The following is a 17,002-nucleotide window of genomic DNA, read 5'->3' as shown; positions in this document are numbered from 1 at the left end:
GCCGCTGCTTCCTCGCTCAGGGCGGTTTCGTCGGTGGCTTCCGCACTGGTCTGGCTGCCGCAGGCCGCCAACCCCGCGCACAGCAGGAGCAGCAGGGCGGCGCGGGTCAGATGCATGGTTTCAGGCATGTTCGGTCTCCTGTGTTGCAATCCCTGATAGGACTGAGTGTAGGCCAGTCTGCGGCAAAGGCGAAGCAGGGTCTGCGGTAGAATGCGCCATGCGATGATCGTGCCCGACCTTACCTGAACGCGATGCCCCCAGCGGAACCGCTCAGCCCCGAGGCCCTGCACCAGTCGGTGCTGCACCGCTATGTCGAGGGTGCCGGCTCGCGCCCAGCCGTACTGGTCGTGCGCTACGACGGCGGCGAGGCAGTGCTCAAGGACTACAGCCGCTGCGACCGGCTGTTCGCCGTCCTGATCGGGCCGCTCCTGGTGTGGCGGGAGACCCGCGCGCTGGCGCGGCTGGAGGGCACGAGCGGCGTGCCGCGGCTGATCCGCAAACTGGGCCCGCGTGCCTTCCTGATGGAGCATCTGCGTGACGTGGTGCCCGCACGCAAGCAGCCGCAGACGGCGCGGCCGGAATTCTTCGAGCGCCTGCGCCAGCTGGTGGACCGCATCCATGCACGCGGGGTTGCGCACTGCGACATGCGCCGCTCCGGCAATATCCTGGTGGATGCTGCCGGGCAACCGTACCTGGTCGATTTCGTCTCCTGCGCTTTTCTGCGGCCCTGGTGGCATCCGCTGGGCTGGATGTTCCCGCTGCTATGCCAGGCCGACCGCGATGCCATCATCAAGCTCAAGCACCGCGTCGCCCCCGAGCTGCTCACCGAGATCGAACGTGGCCGCCTGCAACACGGTCCAGTCGGCAAGCTGGCGCGCGGCTTCGGTGCGCTGGTGCGCGACATCTTTCGTTTCCTCCTGGTCCGCCGGACCCGCTGATGGTCGAGCCCGCGGCGGCCAGTCCTGCCGAGCCGGCGCCGCCGTCGGCGCTCGGCCGGCTGCTGACCTGGCTCGAGCGCTACCGCTGGTGGCTGGCTGCGGCCAGCTTCGGCACGGGGCTGGCGAGCTTCGTGCTGATCCAGCGGGCCGATAATCTCGCGCGCTGGATCGGGGTCTTGCTGCTGCTCAGCTGGCTGTGGATGCTGGCCGAAGGCATGTTCGGCCGCTATTTCGAGCGGCACGGCGGCCTGACCCAGTTCCTGTCGCGCTTCGCGACACAGGCCATCCATCAGGAAACCTTCTTTTTTACCCTGCCGTTCTTCCTGGCCACCACGACTTGGAGTACCGGCCAGGCCCTGTTCACCGGCGGCTTGATCGTCGCTGCTCTGGTGTCCATGGTGGACCCGCTCTACTTCGGTGGCATCGCGGCTCGGCGCGGTAGCTATCTGGCATTTCATGCGCTGGCCGTGTTCGTCGCCATGCTCACGGCACTGCCCCTGATCTGGCATCTGACGACGGCGCAGAGCATGGCCCTGGCTTCGGCCGCAGCCGGCGTACTGGCGTTGCCCAGCCTGGCGCGCGTGATCGGCGCGCACGAGGCCTGGCGCTGGCTGCTGCTGGCGGCGCTGGCGGGCGCGCTGGCCTGCGGTGCCTGGATGCTGCGCTACTGGGTGCCGCCGGCCACGCTCTGGGTCACCTACGGCGCGGTGACCCAGCAGCTCGATGAAGGCGACCGTCTACCCGGTTTCCCGCTGCGAGAAGTGGCCGCCCCGGATTTGGCCGGGCGCGGGCTGTACGCCTTCAGTGCCATCCGCGCACCGCGCGGGCTGCGCGAGGAGATCGTGCATGTCTGGCGCCACGACGGCGTGGTGGTGGATCGCATACCCCTGACCATCGCCGGCGGCCGCAGCGAGGGTTACCGCGCCTGGAGCCACAAACTGAACTTTCCGCAGGATCCGCGCGGCGAATGGCGCATCGAAGTGATCACGACCGCCGGACAGCTGATCGGCGTGATCCGCTTCCGGATCGTGTGACGCGCTGAGCTAGGGAACCTATGATCGATTTCCTTCGTCATTCCGCCGCAAGCCGGAATCCAGCGACTTTCAAGGCTCTGGACCCCGGCCTTCGCCGGGATGACGAATGAATCTGGGCTTCCCTAGTTTCTCACCGGGCGCTTGGCCAGCCGCCGTTGCAGGGTACGGCGATGCAGGCCCAGGGCACGCGCCGCGGCCGATATATTGCCATCGTGCTCGCTCAACACCTGCTGGATATGCTCCCATTGCAGCCGGCGCAGACTCATGCGCGACGGTTCGGCTGCAGCCGGCGACGAAGCAAGCGGCGCGGCCGTCTGGAAGGCCGCGAGTACCGCGTCGGTATCCACCGGCTTGCACAGGTAATTACAGGCACCGCGCCGGATCGCTTCGACCGCGGTGGAGATACTGGCGTAGCCGGTCAGGACCACGATCTGCAGCCCGGGATGACGCTGCAGCAGCGGTTGGATCAGCTCGAGCCCGGATTCGCTGCCCAGCTTGAGATCGAGCACGACCTGCCGCAACGGGTGCTGCTCGGCCAGCGCCAGCGCCGACCTGACGTCACCGGCAGTGGCCACGGCGTGCCCGCGTCGGGTGAGCGCACGCGCCAGCGCCGTGCGGAAGGCACTGTCATCGTCGATCAGCAGCCAATGCACCATGCTCACGCGCATTTCCCCTGCACGGCCCGCAGCGCTTGCAGAGGCACGCCGATACGCGCCAGTGTGCCGCCGCCGGGGCGGGGTTCCAGACGCATCTCGCCGCCGAGCCGTTCCAGCGTCGCATGCGACAGGACCAGGCCGAGGCCATGTCCGTCTGGCTTGGTCGTGAATACGCCGCGGCCGGCGAGCGCGCGCTGCTCCGGCCGCAGCCCTGCACCGCGATCTCCGATTTCGATGATGAGCTGTTCATCCTTTGTGGTGGCGCGCAGTTCGACGTAGGGGGTTCCGGCCGCCAGACTGGCGTCAGCAGCGTTGTTGAGCGCCGCCAGAACGGACTGTGTCAGTGCCGGGTCCTGGTGCAAGTGCAGACTGGCCAGTGTCGGGTCGGCATCGATCTGGAGTTTCAGTTCGGGACGCATGAGGCGGCAACGGTCCGCGGCGATTCGCAGAAAGTTTTCTGCGGAGACGGCAGGGGTGCCGCTGGCGGCCCGCTCGCGGCCTGCCACCGCGAGCAGAACCTCCAGCTGGCTGCGGCAGATCTCGATCTGACCGCGCAGCAGATCCAGCTCGGCCTGCAGCTGAGGATGCTGCGCATATTGTGCACGCAGTTCGGCAATGGTAATGGCCATGGTCGAGAGCGGTGTGCTCAACTCATGCGCCGCGCCGGCTGCCAGCGTGCCGACCGCGAGAATCTGCTCGTTGCGCAAGGCCTCCTCGCGCGCCGCGGCGAGCGTGCGGTCGCGTCGGCGCACCGCCTCGGCCACCGTGGTGACGAAGGTGGTGACCAGAACGGCACTGAGCAGAAAATTCAGCCACATGCCCAGTACGTGCAGCTGGAAACCGTGGGTATCGTGCTGATGGTGCAGGTGCTGCGCAAAGTCGGCGATCAGGGTTCCATACAGGAGCATGCTCAGCAGCGTGACCGCCCAGGCCCAGCTTCTCGACAGCATCACGGCCCCGATCGCGATGGGCACCAGATAGAACGACACGAAAGGATTCCCGGGGCCACCCGACAGCGCAAACAACGCGGTCAGCGCCAGTGTATCCACGGCCAGCTGGAGGGCGATCTCGGGTTGCGTTACCGGCCAGGCGCGCGTCAGCCGCCAGAGCGTCAGCAGAGTCAGCAGCGATAGCCCGAGTGCCAGCCCCATCATGGGCAGCACCGGTAGTGTCAGATCGAGGCCGTAATGGCCGCCGAGAATGGCAGCGATCAGGCCGAGGATGGCGCAGCCGCGCAGCAGGCACAGGCTGCGCAGACTGTGTTCGGGGCTGAAGTCGAGGCGGATATGCATGGGCGAACGCGGGCGAGGCGGCGGCCAGAATAGCGGCTCAGGCACAGGGGCGCTAGCCGGCCAGCATTGCCTGCGACGTTTTGCCGCATTCCGGCCTTCGACCCCCATGCCTAGAATTCGCGCGGATTCCAAAGGAGTTTCCACGGTGCATCATCGCTTCCGGCTTGCCCTTGTGGCTGTGGCGCTGGCGCTGTCCGCAGCGCCTGTCTCGGCCGACCACCCGGTCTGGCTGGAAGGCCTTGAGGTCACCGCCGAGGGCGAGCCCAGCCTGACCGTAGCGACGCCCGCCGAGGCGCGCCGCCAGATCGAGAAGACCGCCGGCGGCGTGGACCTGGTCGAAGACCGGGAATATCGCGACGGCCGCGTCAGCACCCTGCAGGATGCGCTCGGCTACTCGCCCGGCGTGTTCGTGCAGCCGCGCTTCGGCGCGGAAGAGGCGCGCCTGTCCATCCGCGGCTCGGGCATCCAGCGCACTTTCCACCTGCGCGGCATCGAGCTGCTGCAGGATGGCGTGCCGCTGAACCAGGCCGACGGTGGCAGCGATTTCCAGGCAGTCGAGCCGCTGGCCACCCGCTACATCGAGGTCTATCGCGGCGCGAACGCGCTCAGCCATGGCGCGGCCACGCTGGGCGGCTCGATCAACTTCGTGACCGCCAGCGGCCACGATGCGCCGGACTGGCTGGCGCGGCTGGAGGCCGGCAGCTTCGGCTACCTGCGCGGCCAGGCGGCGACGGCGGGTGTCGATGACCGGCTGGACTACACCCTCAGCCTCAGCCATTTCAGCCAGGACGGGTTCCGCGAACACGCGGTGCAGGATACCCAGCGTCTGTTCGGCAATGCCGGCTGGCGGCTGCGCGAGGATCTGGAAACCCGGGTCTATCTCGCCTACGTGGATACCGAGTCTGAATTGCCCGGCAGTCTGACCAAGGCACAGCTGCAGGACGATCCGCGCCAGGCCAACCCGGCCAACATCGCCGGCGACCAGAAGCGCGACTTCACGCTCTGGCGGCTTGCCAACAAGACCCGCTGGCGGCTGAATGCGGCCGAGACGCTGGAGCTGTCCGTGTTCTATGCGGACAAGGACCTGTTCCACCCTATCTTCCAGGTGCTCGAGGTGGACAGCGAGGATTACGGCGTGGATGTGCGCTTCGTGTCGGAGGCGCCACTTTACCGGCACGGCAACCGCCTGGTCGTGGGCGCACGCGCCTTGCGGGGGCAGAATCTGGACGCGCGCTTCGCGAACGTCGGTGGCGCGCTCGGTGCGCCGACCAACCGCCTCGACCAGACCGCCACCCACCTGCAGCTGTACGCCGAGAACCAGTATGCATTCGTGCCCGGCTGGACCGGCATAGTCGGCGCCCACGCAGTGCGTGCCGCGCGCGACTCGCGCGATGAGTTGATCACCGGCGGGGTGGACGAGAGCGCGGACGAAACCTACCGCGGCTTCAGCCCACGGCTGGGCCTGCTGTACGAGCCGGCCGCGGGCACGCAGCTGTTTGCCAATCTCAGCCGCAGCTTCGAGCCCCCCAGCTTTGCCGAACTGCGTCGCCCGGATGGTCGGTTGAACGATGCTCAGCGCGCGACCACGGTCGAGGTCGGCACGCGGCTGCTACGCCCACGTTACGCCTTCGAGCTCGCGTATTACCAGACCTGGGTGCGCGACGAACTGCTCAGCCTCACCGATCCGCCCGGCGCGCCGCCGGCCACCCTCAACGCCGACCGCACCCGGCACCAGGGCCTCGAACTGGGCTTCGACTGGCACGTGGCGGCGCACTGGAACCTGCGCTCGGCCTACCTGTGGAGCGACTTCCGCTTCGACGACGATGCCCAGTATGGCGACAACGAGTTGGCCGGCATCCCGCCCCATCTGCTGCGCGCCGAGCTGCTGTACCGTGCGCCGGCCGGTTGGCACGCCGGCCCGACGCTGGAATGGTCGCCGAGCGACTATTACATCGACCATCGCAACAGCTTCGAGGCCGACGGTTACACCGTCTGGGGCCTGAAGCTGGGCCGGCGCTCGGAAAGCGGCTGGGGCTGGTTCGTCGAAGGCCGCAATCTGACGGACCGCCGCTACGCGGCCACGACCGGCGTGATCGAGGATGCGGGCGGCCTGGACCGCGCCCAGTTCCTGCCGGGCGACGGCCGCTCCTTTTTCGCCGGCCTGGAGTGGCGCAGCTAGCGGTTGCTGTTTTCAAAGCAGGTGATACTGCTTTTGCGTGAGTCCCAGATTGGCCCAGCCTTCCAAGGCCGCGAAGTCGCGATAACCGGGGTGGCGCAAGCCGAGACGCAGTGCCAGCCACCGGAAGGGATTGGGGGCGTACAGGTGCTGGGGCAGCAGGTTGAAGTCGTAGATCAATGGCAATTCGCCCGTGGCTGTGCGGCGCAGCTTGATGTTGCCGGCATTGAAATCCAGGTCATAAAGTCCCGCGGCATGGGCCGTGTGTACGAGGTGATACCCCAGGGCCAGCAGTTCCGCCGGAATCGGCCCGCAGCGGGTGGCACGCTCTTTCAGAGTCTCGCCTTCCGCCCAGGCCTGCACGAAGGCGGCCGAGTAGCCATCGTTCACGCCCAGCAGTTTCAGGGGTTCGACCGTGTAGGGTCGTAAGGCGGGGTTTGCCCAGAAGGCGCGGTTCCGGTTGTACTCGAACTGCGCCAGATTCACGCCATAGCGCCAGCGGTAGCGTTTCACCAATGCGCGACGATAGACCTTGAGCGCCACCGGCTCGCCCCGATAGCGCGCGCGATAGGTGCAGGAGCGCCGGCCCTGCCCGATCATTTCGAGCACCTCGATCTCGGGAGGGACTTCGACCGGATCCGGTGGTGGGTACCAGCCGGCCTGCTTGAGGCGGGTCTTCTTGCGCCGGAGGAACTGCTTTATCCGCCTGTATAAACTGAGTTTTTCTTGTCTCGGCATAAAGGCGCTTGCATGGTTTTCGGTGCTAACAGCCGCAGGTTAACAGAAGCAGCCTATGTTCCCACGCATACACAGATTCTTGTGCTATGCTTCCCACAGTACGCTACCGTATGGTGGCCTCTGACCACGGGGGCACTCCATGGCCGAAGATCGCAAGACCCTGACCGCCGACGACTGGGCCGCCGCTGCGCTGGATGCCATCGCGCGCGACGGCATCGATGCCGTGGCGGTAGAGCCGCTGGCGCGCCGTCTGGGTGTCACCAAGGGCAGCTTCTACTGGCACTTCGCCAACCGCGAGGCGCTGCTGATGGCGGCGCTGGCGCTGTGGGAACGCAAAGAGACCGAGGAAACCTTCGCGGCCGTGCGGCGCGAGCCGGATCCGCGCGTCCGCATCCAGAAGCTGTTCGCCAGCGTGCATGCCGGCGAGCGCGCGGCACGCCTGTATCAGGCGCTCTCGGCTGCCGCGGCACACGACCCGCGCATCAAGGCGGTGGTGCAACGCGCATCCGAGCGCGGCCTGCAGTTCCTCAACGACTGCTATCGAGCGCTGGGCCTGTCGGCACGGGATGCGGCGCAGTGGGCCATGATGGCCTACTCGGTGTACCTCGGCACCTTGCAAGTGCGCCGCGACCAGCCGGGGGCGCTGCCGGCCGGCAGCGATTACCAGGCCTATGTGCAATTCCTGACGCAGAATTTGCTGCCCGCGCACAGACCGGCCAGTGGCGCGAAGATCGCCTAGCGTCAGCCCATCGAATGTTCATCAGGGGGTTTCCATGTCGACATTGAGCATCGCCATCGTCGCCGCCATCGCGGTTTTCTGGCTGCTGGCCTATCTCGGCGCGCCGCTGCTGGTCTGGACGCTAGCCGTGGGCGCCTACCTGGGCGGCCTCTACGCCGCCGGCCTGATGACCGAGCCCCTGACGCTGCAGGTCACGGGTGGCGTGTTCGTGGCGCTCGCGCTGCTGCTCAATCTGCCGCCGCTGCGCCGGCTGCTGATCACGGGGCCGGTGTTCGCCGGCTTCAAGAAGGTGCTGCCGGAGATGACCTCGACCGAGCGCGAGGCGCTGGAGTCCGGCACGGTCTGGTGGGAAGGCGAGATGTTTCGCGGCAAGCCCGACTGGCACAAGCTGCTGAAGTTCGAGCGTACGCGCCTGACGGCCGAGGAACAGGCCTTCCTCGACGGGCCGACCAATACCCTGTGCGCCATGCTGGACGAATGGAAGAACCTGCACGAATACAAGGATCTACCGCCTGCGGTCTGGGACTACATCCGCAGCAACGGTTTCTTCGCCATGCTGATTCCGAAGGCGCACGGTGGTCTGGGCTTCTCCGCCTACGCGCAGTCCTGCGTGGTGACCAAGATCGCCACGCGTTCGATCACTGCCGCGGTCACCGTCATGGTGCCGAACTCGCTGGGACCGGGCGAATTGCTGGTGCACTACGGCACAGAAGAGCAGCAGAAACGCTGGCTGCCAGGCCTGGCCGCAGGCCGCGAGATTCCCTGCTTCGGCCTGACCAGCCCCGAGGCCGGCTCGGACGCCACGCGCCTGACCGACACCGGCATCGTGTGCATGGGCGAGTTCGAGGGCAAGAGAGTCCTCGGTCTGCGCCTGAACTTCAGCAAGCGCTACATCACGCTGGCGCCGGTGGCGACGGTCATCGGCCTGGCCTTCCGCCTGTACGACCCCGAGCACCTGCTGGGCGATGGCGACAAGAGCGACTACGGCATCACCTGCGCGCTGATCCCGGCCGATCATCCAGGTGTCAAGATCGGCCGCCGGCATTACCCGGGCACGGTGTTCATGAACGGTACGGTCGAGGGCAAGGACGTCTTCGTGCCGATCGACTGGATCATCGGCGGCAAGAAGATGGCCGGCAAGGGCTGGCGCATGCTGGTCGAGTGTCTGTCGGCGGGCCGCGGCATCTCGCTGCCGGCGCTGTCCACCGCCGCCGGCTACGGCGCCTATGGCATGACCGGCATCTACGCGCGTCTGCGCCGCCAGTTCAAAATGCCGATCGGCAAGTTCGAGGGCGTCCAGGAGGCGATGGCGCGCATCGCCGGCCTAACCTACACGCTGGAGGCCGCGCGCTCGCTCACCGCCAGCGCGGTGGACCACTGCGTGAAGACCGAGCACAAGGGCCCGTCGGTCACCACCGCGATCGCGAAGTACCACATGACCGAGATGATGCGGAAGGTCATGATCGACGCCATGGACATCCACGGCGGCCGCGGCGTGATGATGGGACCGCGCAACTATCTGGCCGGCGGCTACCAGGCGGTGCCGGTGGCGATCACGGTGGAGGGCGCCAACATCCTCACGCGCAGCCTGATGATCTTCGGCCAGGGCGCGATCCGCTGCCACCCGCACGTGTTCCCGGAGATGGAGGCCGCGCGCACCAACGATCTGGCCGCCTTCGACCGGCATTTCCTCAGCCACGTCGGCTCGGTGATCCATCACAAGATCCGCACGCTCACGCTCGGTCTGACCGGTGCCAGGCTGGCGGGGTCGCCGGTCGGCGGGCCGATGGCGTACTACTACCGGCAGTTCACGCGCATGAGTTCGGCGCTGTATTTCGTGTCGAACGTGACCATGGGCGTGCTCGGCGGCGAGCTCAAGCGCAAGGAACTGTTGTCCGCGCGCCTGGGCGACGTGCTGAGCCAGCTGTATCTCGGCTCGGCGGTACTCAAGTACTACTACGACGAAGGCAGGACGCCGGAGGACCTCGACCACGCGCGCTGGGCGCTGGACCATGCGCTGGCCGAGATCGGCCGCGCCTTCGACGAGTTCTTTGCCAACTTCCCGGTGCGCGTGGTCGGCTGGGGCATGCGCCTGATCGTGTTCCCGCTCGGCCAGCCTTACCGCCGGCCCTCCGACCGGCTGGGCTCGCGGCTGGCCGAGCAGATGATGCAGCCGACTGCCCTGCGCGACCGCCTGCAGCAATATGCCTACATCGGTCCGGGCGAGAACGACGTCACCGGGCGCATGGTGGCGGCCTTCAAGGCGCTGCTGGCGGTGGAGGATGCCTACAACCGTTTCCAGAAGGTGGCGAACAAGGGTGTCGCCGGTCTGAGCTTCGCCGAGCAGATCCAGTACTGCGTGGCGAACCGGGTGATCAGCGCCGAGGAGGCGCGCCAGATCGAGGCCTTCGACCGGCTGCGCTACGAGGCGATCCTGACCGACGACTTCAGCAAGGAGTACCTGGCCGGCGAGTCGCGCGGGGCGGCGCCGTCGCAGGCCGCACGCGTGGCCTGATCATGCCCCTCGGGCAGGTATAGGCCCGCATCCGCGGGCCTGCCCATAGCGAGCAAGATCAAAGAAAAAGGGCGGGCCCATGGCCCGCCCTCTTTCGGCCTTCCACCTGGGGTTAGATGAACCACTTCATCGCCAGCTTGATCATCCGCTTCACCTGGTCGGTGTAGGGCGGGTAGAACATGCGGATGCTGGCGTAGTGGACCTTGACTACGGCACGCTCGTGCGAGAACGCGCGGAAGCCGTGCACGCCGTGGTAAGCGCCGATACCGCTGTTGTTGACACCGCCGAAGGGCAGATGGTGCTGCAGGAAGTGCACCACGGCGCCGTTGATGCAGGTACCGCCGGCGGTAGTGTTGTTGAGTACCCGATCGACCACCTTGTCGTTGCGCGCGTACACGTACAGCGCCAGCGGCTTCTCGCCGCGGTTGATGTCGGCGATGGCCTGATCGAGGTCGCTGTAGCCGAGCACCGGCAGCAGCGGCCCGAAGATTTCTTCCTGCATCACGCCGGCGTCGCGCGGCACGTTGCTGAGGACGGTCGGCGCGATGAAGCGGTCCTCGGCGCGGGTGGCGCCGCCCACCACGACCTGAGCGCCGCGCCGGATCGCATCCTCGAGCAGGCCGCTGACACGCGCGTAGTGGCGCGCGTTGACGATGCGGCAGTAGTCGGGGCTGCGCATCTGCTGCTGCGCGTCGGTGCCGTAGACCTCCTCGATGCCGGCCTTGCACTCGGCCAGGAAGGCGTCCTTGACGTCGTTGTGCACATACACGTAGTCCGGCGCGATGCAGGTCTGGCCGGCGTTGGTGAACTTGGCCCACAGCACGCTGCGCGCGGCCATCTTGAGGTCGGCGCTGGCATCGATGAGGGTGGGTGACTTGCCGCCCAGCTCCAACGTGACGCTGGCCAGGTGTTTGGCAGCCGCTGCCATGACGATCTTGCCGAGCTGCGGGCTGCCGGTGAAAAAGATGTGGTCGAAGGGCTGCGCCAGCAGCTCGGTGGCGACCGTGGCATCGCCTTCGAACACCGCGACCTCGCGTGCGTCGAAATTCTCGCGCACGATCTTGGCGATTACCGCAGACAGGTGCGGCGCCAGCTCCGAGGGCTTGATGATGGCGGTGTTGCCGGCCGCAATGGCCGAGATCAGGGGCACGAAGGCTAGGTTCACCGGGTAGTTCCAGGGCGCGATGATCAGGCACACGCCGCGGGGCTCGGATTTGATCCAGCTGCTGGTGCCGAGCATGGAGCGGATGGTCGGCACGCGGCGCGGCTTCATCCATCTCTTCAGGTTGGCCATCGTGTGGTTGGCCTCGGCCACGATCGGCATGATCTCGGCCAGGTCCACTTCCGCCTGCGGCTTGCCGTAATCGGCGGCGGCGGCGAGGTGGATCTGCTGCGCATGCGCCTGCACCAGGTCGCGAAGCTTGCGGATCTTGGCGATGCGCTCGGCCGCGGTGGTGGTCCGCAGGCTCGGCGCGAAGGCGCGCTGATGGCGGAAAATGCGCTGGATTTCGCTCTCCGGCGCATTCTCGCGCGCATTCTCCATCGGCAGGACTTGTGCGGGTGTGCTCATGGGCTCTCCTCGGCCCCTTCGGGCGCCAGGCGCGCGGCCGGGCTGATTCGGAACGGCAATGTGGGATACGACCTACCTTCTTAAACGCTTGGTCGGGTACTGTCAATGACTGGGCAGGACAGGGGGCCGGCCCGTTGACGCGCCCCGGTCGGCACACCAAACTCGCGCCACAGTCTGGGGGGCTGCACGGTGAATCTGCTGGTCGTTTGCATCCTGGTTTACGTACTGCTGCAGCTGGCGATCGGCTACTGGGCTTCGCGTGGGATCAAGACCGAGCAGGACTATCTGCTGGCCGGGCGCAATCTGGGTCCCGGCCTGACACTGTTCACGGTGTTCGCCACCTGGTTCGGCGCCGAGACCTGCGTCGGCTCGGCCGGCGAGGCCTATGCCGGCGGGCTGGCGGCGGTCACGACCGATCCCTTCGGTTATGCGCTGGGCATCCTGGTGGCGGGGCTGTTCTTCGCCGCGCCGCTGTGGCGGCGCAAGCTTACTACCCTGGCCGACCTGTTCCGCGAGCGCTACGGCGTCGGCGTCGAGCGCCTGGCCGCGATCCTGATGGTGCCGACCTCGCTGTTGTGGGCGGCGGCGCAGATCCGCGCCTTCGGCCAGGTGCTCACGGCCTCGTCCGACCTCGAGGTCAACGTCGCCATCACCGTTGCCACCGCGGTGGTCGTGATCTACACCACGCTGGGCGGTATGCTGGCCGACGCGCTCAGCGACCTGCTGCAGGGCGTGGTGCTGATCGTCGGCCTGGTGGCACTGGGCGCGATCGTGCTGGTCGCCGGCGGGGGCTGGGAGAAACTCGGCGCACTGTCCGGCGAAGCGACCCGGCTGGTGCCGGCCGGGCAGCCCTGGCTGGCCACGCTGGAGGCCTGGGCCATCCCGGTGCTGGGCACGGTGGCCGCACAGGAGATGATCTCGCGCATCATCTCGGCCCGCTCGCCGACGATAGCCAGTCGCGCTACCGTCGGCGCGAGTTTTCTGTATCTGGCCGTGGGTCTGATTCCGGTCGGCATCGGCCTGGTCGGTCCGCAGTTGGTCGGTGCCCTGGAGCATCCCGAGCAGGTGTTGATGCACGTGGCCCAGCAGAATCTGGGCACCGTGCTGTACATCGTGTTCGTGGGTGCGTTGGTGTCGGCGATCCTGTCCACGGTCAACAGCGCGCTGCTGGTGGCCGGTGCGCTGACCGCGCACAACCTGGTCATCCCGCTGATGCCGCGCATGGACGAGCGCCACAGGCTGCGCTTCGACCGCGCCGCGGTGGTGGTGTTCGGACTGGTCGCCTATGTCCTGGCGCTGACCAGCGAGGGCGTGTATGCGCTGGTCGAGGAGGCCTCGAGCCTGGGCTCGGCCGGCGTGCTGGTGTGCATGCTGTTCGCGCTGTGGGGCAGGCGCATCGGCAGTGCGGCCTCCGCCATCGCCGCGCTGGTCGCCGGCATCGCGGTTTACGTCGGCGGGCAGCACCTGTTCGAACTGCCGTATCCCTACCTGACCTCCCTGGCTGCGGCCTTTTGCGCGTACCTCGTCGCAGCACCGTTCGGGATTCGTCATTCCGGACAAGACCGCGCAGGAGTCGCGATCCGGAACCCAGGGTCTTGATTCGCGACGCTGGACGTCGGACTTCGCCGGGGGGTGGGTTGCGCCCGTCAGCTCAGCTCATCGATCGCGCGCAATACGTCGGAGCGCGAGATCTGGCCGACCAGCTTGCCGTCCACCACCACCGCAAAACGTTTGAACGGCGCATCCACGAAGCGGCTGGCGACCTCCAGCAGGCTGGTGTCCGGCGTGACCGAGACCACCGACGGCGACATGTAGTCGCGCACCAGTCCGGGCGACACGCCTTCGTAATTGGCCAGTACCGCGACCTTGAGGCAGTCCTTTTCCGAGAGCATGCCGACGACATGGCCGTCCTCGTCCACCACTGGCGCGCCAGAGTGCCCGCGCGTGACCAGCTGTCGCATCGCTGCCATGATCTCGGTGTCCGGGGTGAAGGTCAGCAGCCGCGTGGTCATATAGTCGCGGACGGTCTTGGTGCTGATGGCGGTCATGAGCGACTCCCTGCGTCCTCCGGTGCCGTTTCCGGCAGCATAACGCAACTGTCGCAGCTTGCGGCATGGCCAGGTCACAGGCGCGGCCGCAGCAGCGAGCCGAAGTTCAGATACCAGGCGCTATCGCCGGTGTCGGCCAGGCCATAGCCGAAGAACACCGGGCCGAAGATCGTATCCACCCCCAGGAACAGGCTGCCGGCGCCGATCAGGTCACCCAGCGACACGTCGCGCCGTTTCTCCCACACATTGCCACCTTCGAGGCTGCCGCCGAGGTACACCGGCACGGTGAACAGGCGGCTGGTGTCGTCGAGGCGGCGGTAGTACACGGCGCGTGCCAGCAGGCTGTGCTCGCCGAACAGTTCGCGCTCGGCGAAGCCGGACAGGTTGGTGAAGCCACCGAGGAAGCCGGTGGTCTGCAGCAGGTTGGGGTCGTCCCAAGTGGTGTGCAGGCGCAGGCCGAACAAACCGCGATGCCGGCCGTGCGACAGCGCCTCGTCCCAACTGAGCGTCGCGACTTCGCCGCGGCTGTCACCGCCGAGTGCCCGGCCGTAGGCGGAGAATTCCAGTTCCACGCGCCCGCCGCGCGCGGGAAACTCGGCCTCATCGAGCGTGTCGCGCGTCAGGCCCAGCACCAGCGCCGTGAAGTCGGCCTCGCGCCGCCTGGGCAGCAGCAACGGGTCGCCGATCCGCAGCCGCGCGTGGTCGCGGCCGCGCACGCCGGCCAGCGACAGCTGCAGATCGGCACGCGGGTTGTAGCCGAATTCGACACCGGTCTGGAAACGTTCGATGCGGTATTCGGAATCCGCGCCCGCCAGCAGTTGCAGCGGCTGGTTGGTCGCCAGGTACTCCGCGAAGGGCAGGGTGAAATACTGGCCGATCGAGCCCCAGGGCTGATACAGCTCGGTACGCAGGCCGGTCAGCTCGCCCAGGCTCAGCCGGTTGCGCCACTCGCCGCCGAAGCTGTTCAGGCCGGTCAGGGTGCTTTCGGCCACCAGCTGGTAGCCGTTGCGGCCGGCGAAATCGTCGGACAGCTGCAGGCCGAAGGTGATGAAATTCGGGCCCCAGCTCTTGTCCACCGGAACGATCTCCAGCCCGGTCTGGCCGTTGCGTTGCTGCAACTGCCAGTCGATGCGCTCGTAGCGGCCGGCGCCGTAGGCCTGGCCAATGTCGCGCTCGAGCTGCCTGACGTCGAGCGGCCGGCCCACCGTGCCGGCCAGCTGGTTCTCGACGTAGCCGGCGGTGCGGCTGCGGTCCCTGATCACGTCGAGAAAGGCCACCAGCGGCGGGTCGAAGTCGCGCCGGCGGTGCCGTGCCTGCCAGGCGGCGTAGCCGGCCTCATCCAGGCGGAAGGCATGCAGCCGCTCGAGCTGCTGCGCGGCCGCCTGTTCGCCGGCCGGGATCGCTTCGGCAACACGATCGAATTCGCTGCTGCCGAACTCGCCGAGCTGCGGCGCCAACACCAGATCCTCGGGGCCGAGCCGGGCCAGCGCGGCTTCGGTCTGGCGCTGCATCAGTATCGTCAGCATCTGCTCGGAGATCGCCACTGGCGAATTGAGCCGGGATTCCGGCAGCAGCGGCTCACTGACGTTGACCACCAGCAGCGGGCGTGCGCCCATGCTGCGGGCCACGTCCACCGGCAGGTTGTTGACGATGCCGCCGTCCACCATCAGCCGGCCCTCGACCTGGATCGGCGCGAAGGCCGCCGGCACCGACAGGCTGGCGCGGATCGCTAGCGCCAGGTCGCCGCGCGCGAACACCACCGGCTCGCCGCGACCGATGTCGGTACCGACGCAGCGGAACGGGATCGGCAGCGCGTCGAAGTCCGGCTGGTTCCAGGTGGAGACCAGCAGCCGGCGCAGCAGCATGAGCAGCTCCTGGCCCTGGATCACGCCGGCCGGCAGCTGGATGCGGCCATCGCGATAGCCGAGTTTGAAGTCGAGCAGGAAACGCAGGTCGTCTTCCTTGCGCCGCATCGGCAGCTCGCGCCGCGGCGGGTCGTCGTTGAACAGCTCGCGCCAGTCGATCGCCAGGATGATGCGCTCGATCTCGGCGGCGCTGTAGCCGGCCGCGTACAGGCCGCCGACGATCGCGCCCATGCTGGTGCCGGCAATCGCCGCCACCGGGATGCGCTCGCGCTCCAGCACCTTGAGCACGCCGATATGCGCCGCGCCGCGTGCGCCGCCGCCGCTCAGCACCAGGCCGATGCCCTGCGTGGGTGCCTCGGCGGCCATCGCCATGCCGTACGGCCACGGCAGGCACAGCAGGGCAATAAGGCGCAGGCGACGGAACATGATGAGAAGCTTAGCGCGCAGCACGGAAGCGGTCGGTGGCGCGCACCAGCGCATCCACGATGCCGGGCTCGCTGGCGGCGTGGCCGGCGTCGGGGATGATCTGCAGCTCGGCCTCCGGCCAGCACCGGTGCAGGTCCCAGGCGCTGACCAGCGGGCACACCACGTCATAGCGGCCCTGCACGATCACGGCGGGAATGCTGCGGATGCGTGCGACACCGTCGAGCAGCTGGTCCGGGTGCGTGAAGAAACCGCGATTGACGAAGTAATGGCACTCGATACGGGCGATGGCCTCGGCGAAGCGGTCCTCACCCCAGTTCTGCACCATCTGCGGGTCGGGTAGCAGCTTGGAGGTGGCGGCCTCCCACTGGCTCCAGGCGCGCGCCGCCCGCAGCCGCGCGGCGGCATCCGCGCCCGTGAGCCGGCGGTGATAGGCGGCGATCAGGTCACCACGCTCCGCCTCCGGGATCGGCGCCAGGTAATGTTGCCAGGCGTCCGGGAACAGGTAGCTGCAGCCCTCCTGGTAGAACCAGCGCAGCTCGAACGGGCGCAGCAGGAACACGCCGCGCAGCACCAGCGCGCTGACGCGTTCGGGATGCGTCTCGGCATAGGCCAGCGCCAGCGTGCTGCCCCAGGAGCCGCCGAACACCAGCCAGCGCCCGATGCCCAGCATCGCGCGCAGGCGCTCCATGTCCGCGACCAGGTCCCAGGTGGTGTTGTCCTCGAGGCAGGCGTGCGGCGTGCTGCGGCCGCAGCCGCGCTGGTCGAACAGCACGATGCGGTAGTGCGCGGGGTCGAAGAAGCGCCGCTGCCAGGGTGCGCAGCCGGCGCCCGGGCCGCCGTGCACGAACAGCGCGGGCTGGCCTTCCGGGTTCCCGCACTCTTCGTAATACAGCTCGTGCAGGCCCGAGACGCGCAGGCGGCCGCTGCGGTAAGGCTCGAGCTCGGGATACAGGCTGCGGCGACCGGCGGCTTCAGTCAAACGGCCACCACCAGCGCGAGCCGTCG

The 17,002-nt window shown here is 67.7% G+C and carries 13 protein-coding genes; 6 read left to right on the top strand and 7 right to left on the bottom strand.

Annotation, left to right across the window (positions count from 1 at the left end):
* Positions 1 to 251: 251 nt before the first annotated feature.
* Complete coding sequence (locus tag VNJ47_00665; protein HXG27346.1) at positions 252 to 938, top strand: hypothetical protein; 687 nt, start codon at positions 252 to 254, stop codon at positions 936 to 938.
* Positions 938 to 1,972, top strand: coding sequence for a DUF5924 family protein (locus VNJ47_00660; protein HXG27345.1), 1,035 nt, complete (start codon positions 938 to 940; stop codon positions 1,970 to 1,972). Before VNJ47_00665 ends, VNJ47_00660 begins: the two co-directional genes overlap by 1 nt.
* A gap of 122 nt (positions 1,973 to 2,094) precedes the next feature.
* On the opposite strand, the gene VNJ47_00655 is transcribed toward VNJ47_00660, so the two are convergent.
* Both VNJ47_00655 and VNJ47_00650 read right to left on the bottom strand, forming a co-directional pair.
* The gene (locus VNJ47_00655; GenBank protein ID HXG27344.1) at positions 2,095 to 2,640 is read right to left on the bottom strand and encodes a response regulator transcription factor; all 546 of its coding nucleotides are present in this window, start codon (positions 2,638 to 2,640) and stop codon (positions 2,095 to 2,097) included.
* Positions 2,631 to 3,920, bottom strand: coding sequence for an ATP-binding protein (locus tag VNJ47_00650; GenBank protein HXG27343.1), 1,290 nt, complete (start codon positions 3,918 to 3,920; stop codon positions 2,631 to 2,633). Before VNJ47_00650 ends, VNJ47_00655 begins: the two co-directional genes overlap by 10 nt.
* A 145-nt stretch (positions 3,921 to 4,065) precedes the next feature.
* Between VNJ47_00650 and VNJ47_00645 the strand changes: the two genes are divergently transcribed.
* Positions 4,066 to 6,099: a TonB-dependent receptor gene (locus VNJ47_00645; GenBank protein ID HXG27342.1), complete on the top strand. Its 2,034-nt coding sequence runs from the start codon at positions 4,066 to 4,068 to the stop codon at positions 6,097 to 6,099.
* Positions 6,100 to 6,111: 12 nt separating this feature from the next.
* On the opposite strand, the gene VNJ47_00640 is transcribed toward VNJ47_00645, so the two are convergent.
* On the bottom strand, positions 6,112 to 6,834 hold the full coding sequence (locus tag VNJ47_00640; protein HXG27341.1) for a hypothetical protein: 723 nt from the start codon (positions 6,832 to 6,834) through the stop codon (positions 6,112 to 6,114).
* A gap of 139 nt (positions 6,835 to 6,973) precedes the next feature.
* Between VNJ47_00640 and VNJ47_00635 the strand changes: the two genes are divergently transcribed.
* Both VNJ47_00635 and VNJ47_00630 read left to right on the top strand, forming a co-directional pair.
* Positions 6,974 to 7,573, top strand: coding sequence for a TetR/AcrR family transcriptional regulator (locus VNJ47_00635; protein ID HXG27340.1), 600 nt, complete (start codon positions 6,974 to 6,976; stop codon positions 7,571 to 7,573).
* 34 nt (positions 7,574 to 7,607) lie between these two features.
* Positions 7,608 to 10,088 (top strand): acyl-CoA dehydrogenase, encoded by a 2,481-nt coding sequence (locus VNJ47_00630; GenBank protein ID HXG27339.1) that lies wholly within the window; start codon positions 7,608 to 7,610, stop codon positions 10,086 to 10,088.
* 112 nt (positions 10,089 to 10,200) lie between these two features.
* Here VNJ47_00630 and VNJ47_00625 read toward each other — a convergent pair whose 3' ends face one another.
* Positions 10,201 to 11,658, bottom strand: coding sequence for an aldehyde dehydrogenase family protein (locus VNJ47_00625; protein HXG27338.1), 1,458 nt, complete (start codon positions 11,656 to 11,658; stop codon positions 10,201 to 10,203).
* Between the two features lie 189 nt (positions 11,659 to 11,847).
* Here VNJ47_00625 and VNJ47_00620 point away from each other — a divergent pair, with 189 nt between their 5' ends.
* Positions 11,848 to 13,257, top strand: a complete 1,410-nt coding sequence (locus VNJ47_00620) for a sodium:solute symporter family protein (protein ID HXG27337.1) — start codon at positions 11,848 to 11,850, stop codon at positions 13,255 to 13,257.
* 47 nt (positions 13,258 to 13,304) lie between these two features.
* Here the strand turns inward: VNJ47_00620 and VNJ47_00615 are convergent, their stop codons facing one another.
* From VNJ47_00615 to pip, 3 genes are all read right to left on the bottom strand, one after another.
* Positions 13,305 to 13,706, bottom strand: coding sequence for a CBS domain-containing protein (locus VNJ47_00615; GenBank protein ID HXG27336.1), 402 nt, complete (start codon positions 13,704 to 13,706; stop codon positions 13,305 to 13,307).
* Positions 13,707 to 13,780: 74 nt separating this feature from the next.
* A complete protein-coding gene (locus VNJ47_00610; protein ID HXG27335.1) occupies positions 13,781 to 15,997 on the bottom strand; it encodes a patatin-like phospholipase family protein in 2,217 nt (738 codons plus the stop codon).
* A 10-nt stretch (positions 15,998 to 16,007) separates the two neighbouring features.
* The coding region (gene pip, locus VNJ47_00605; protein HXG27334.1) for a prolyl aminopeptidase at positions 16,008 to 17,002 on the bottom strand (995 nt) is incomplete at its 5' end.

This window comes from Nevskiales bacterium, assembly GCA_035574475.1.
GTDB lineage: Bacteria > Pseudomonadota > Gammaproteobacteria > Nevskiales > DATLYR01 > DATLYR01.
The sequence above is the reverse complement of the archived record's forward strand: the minus strand, read 5'-3'. Positions and strand labels throughout refer to the sequence as shown.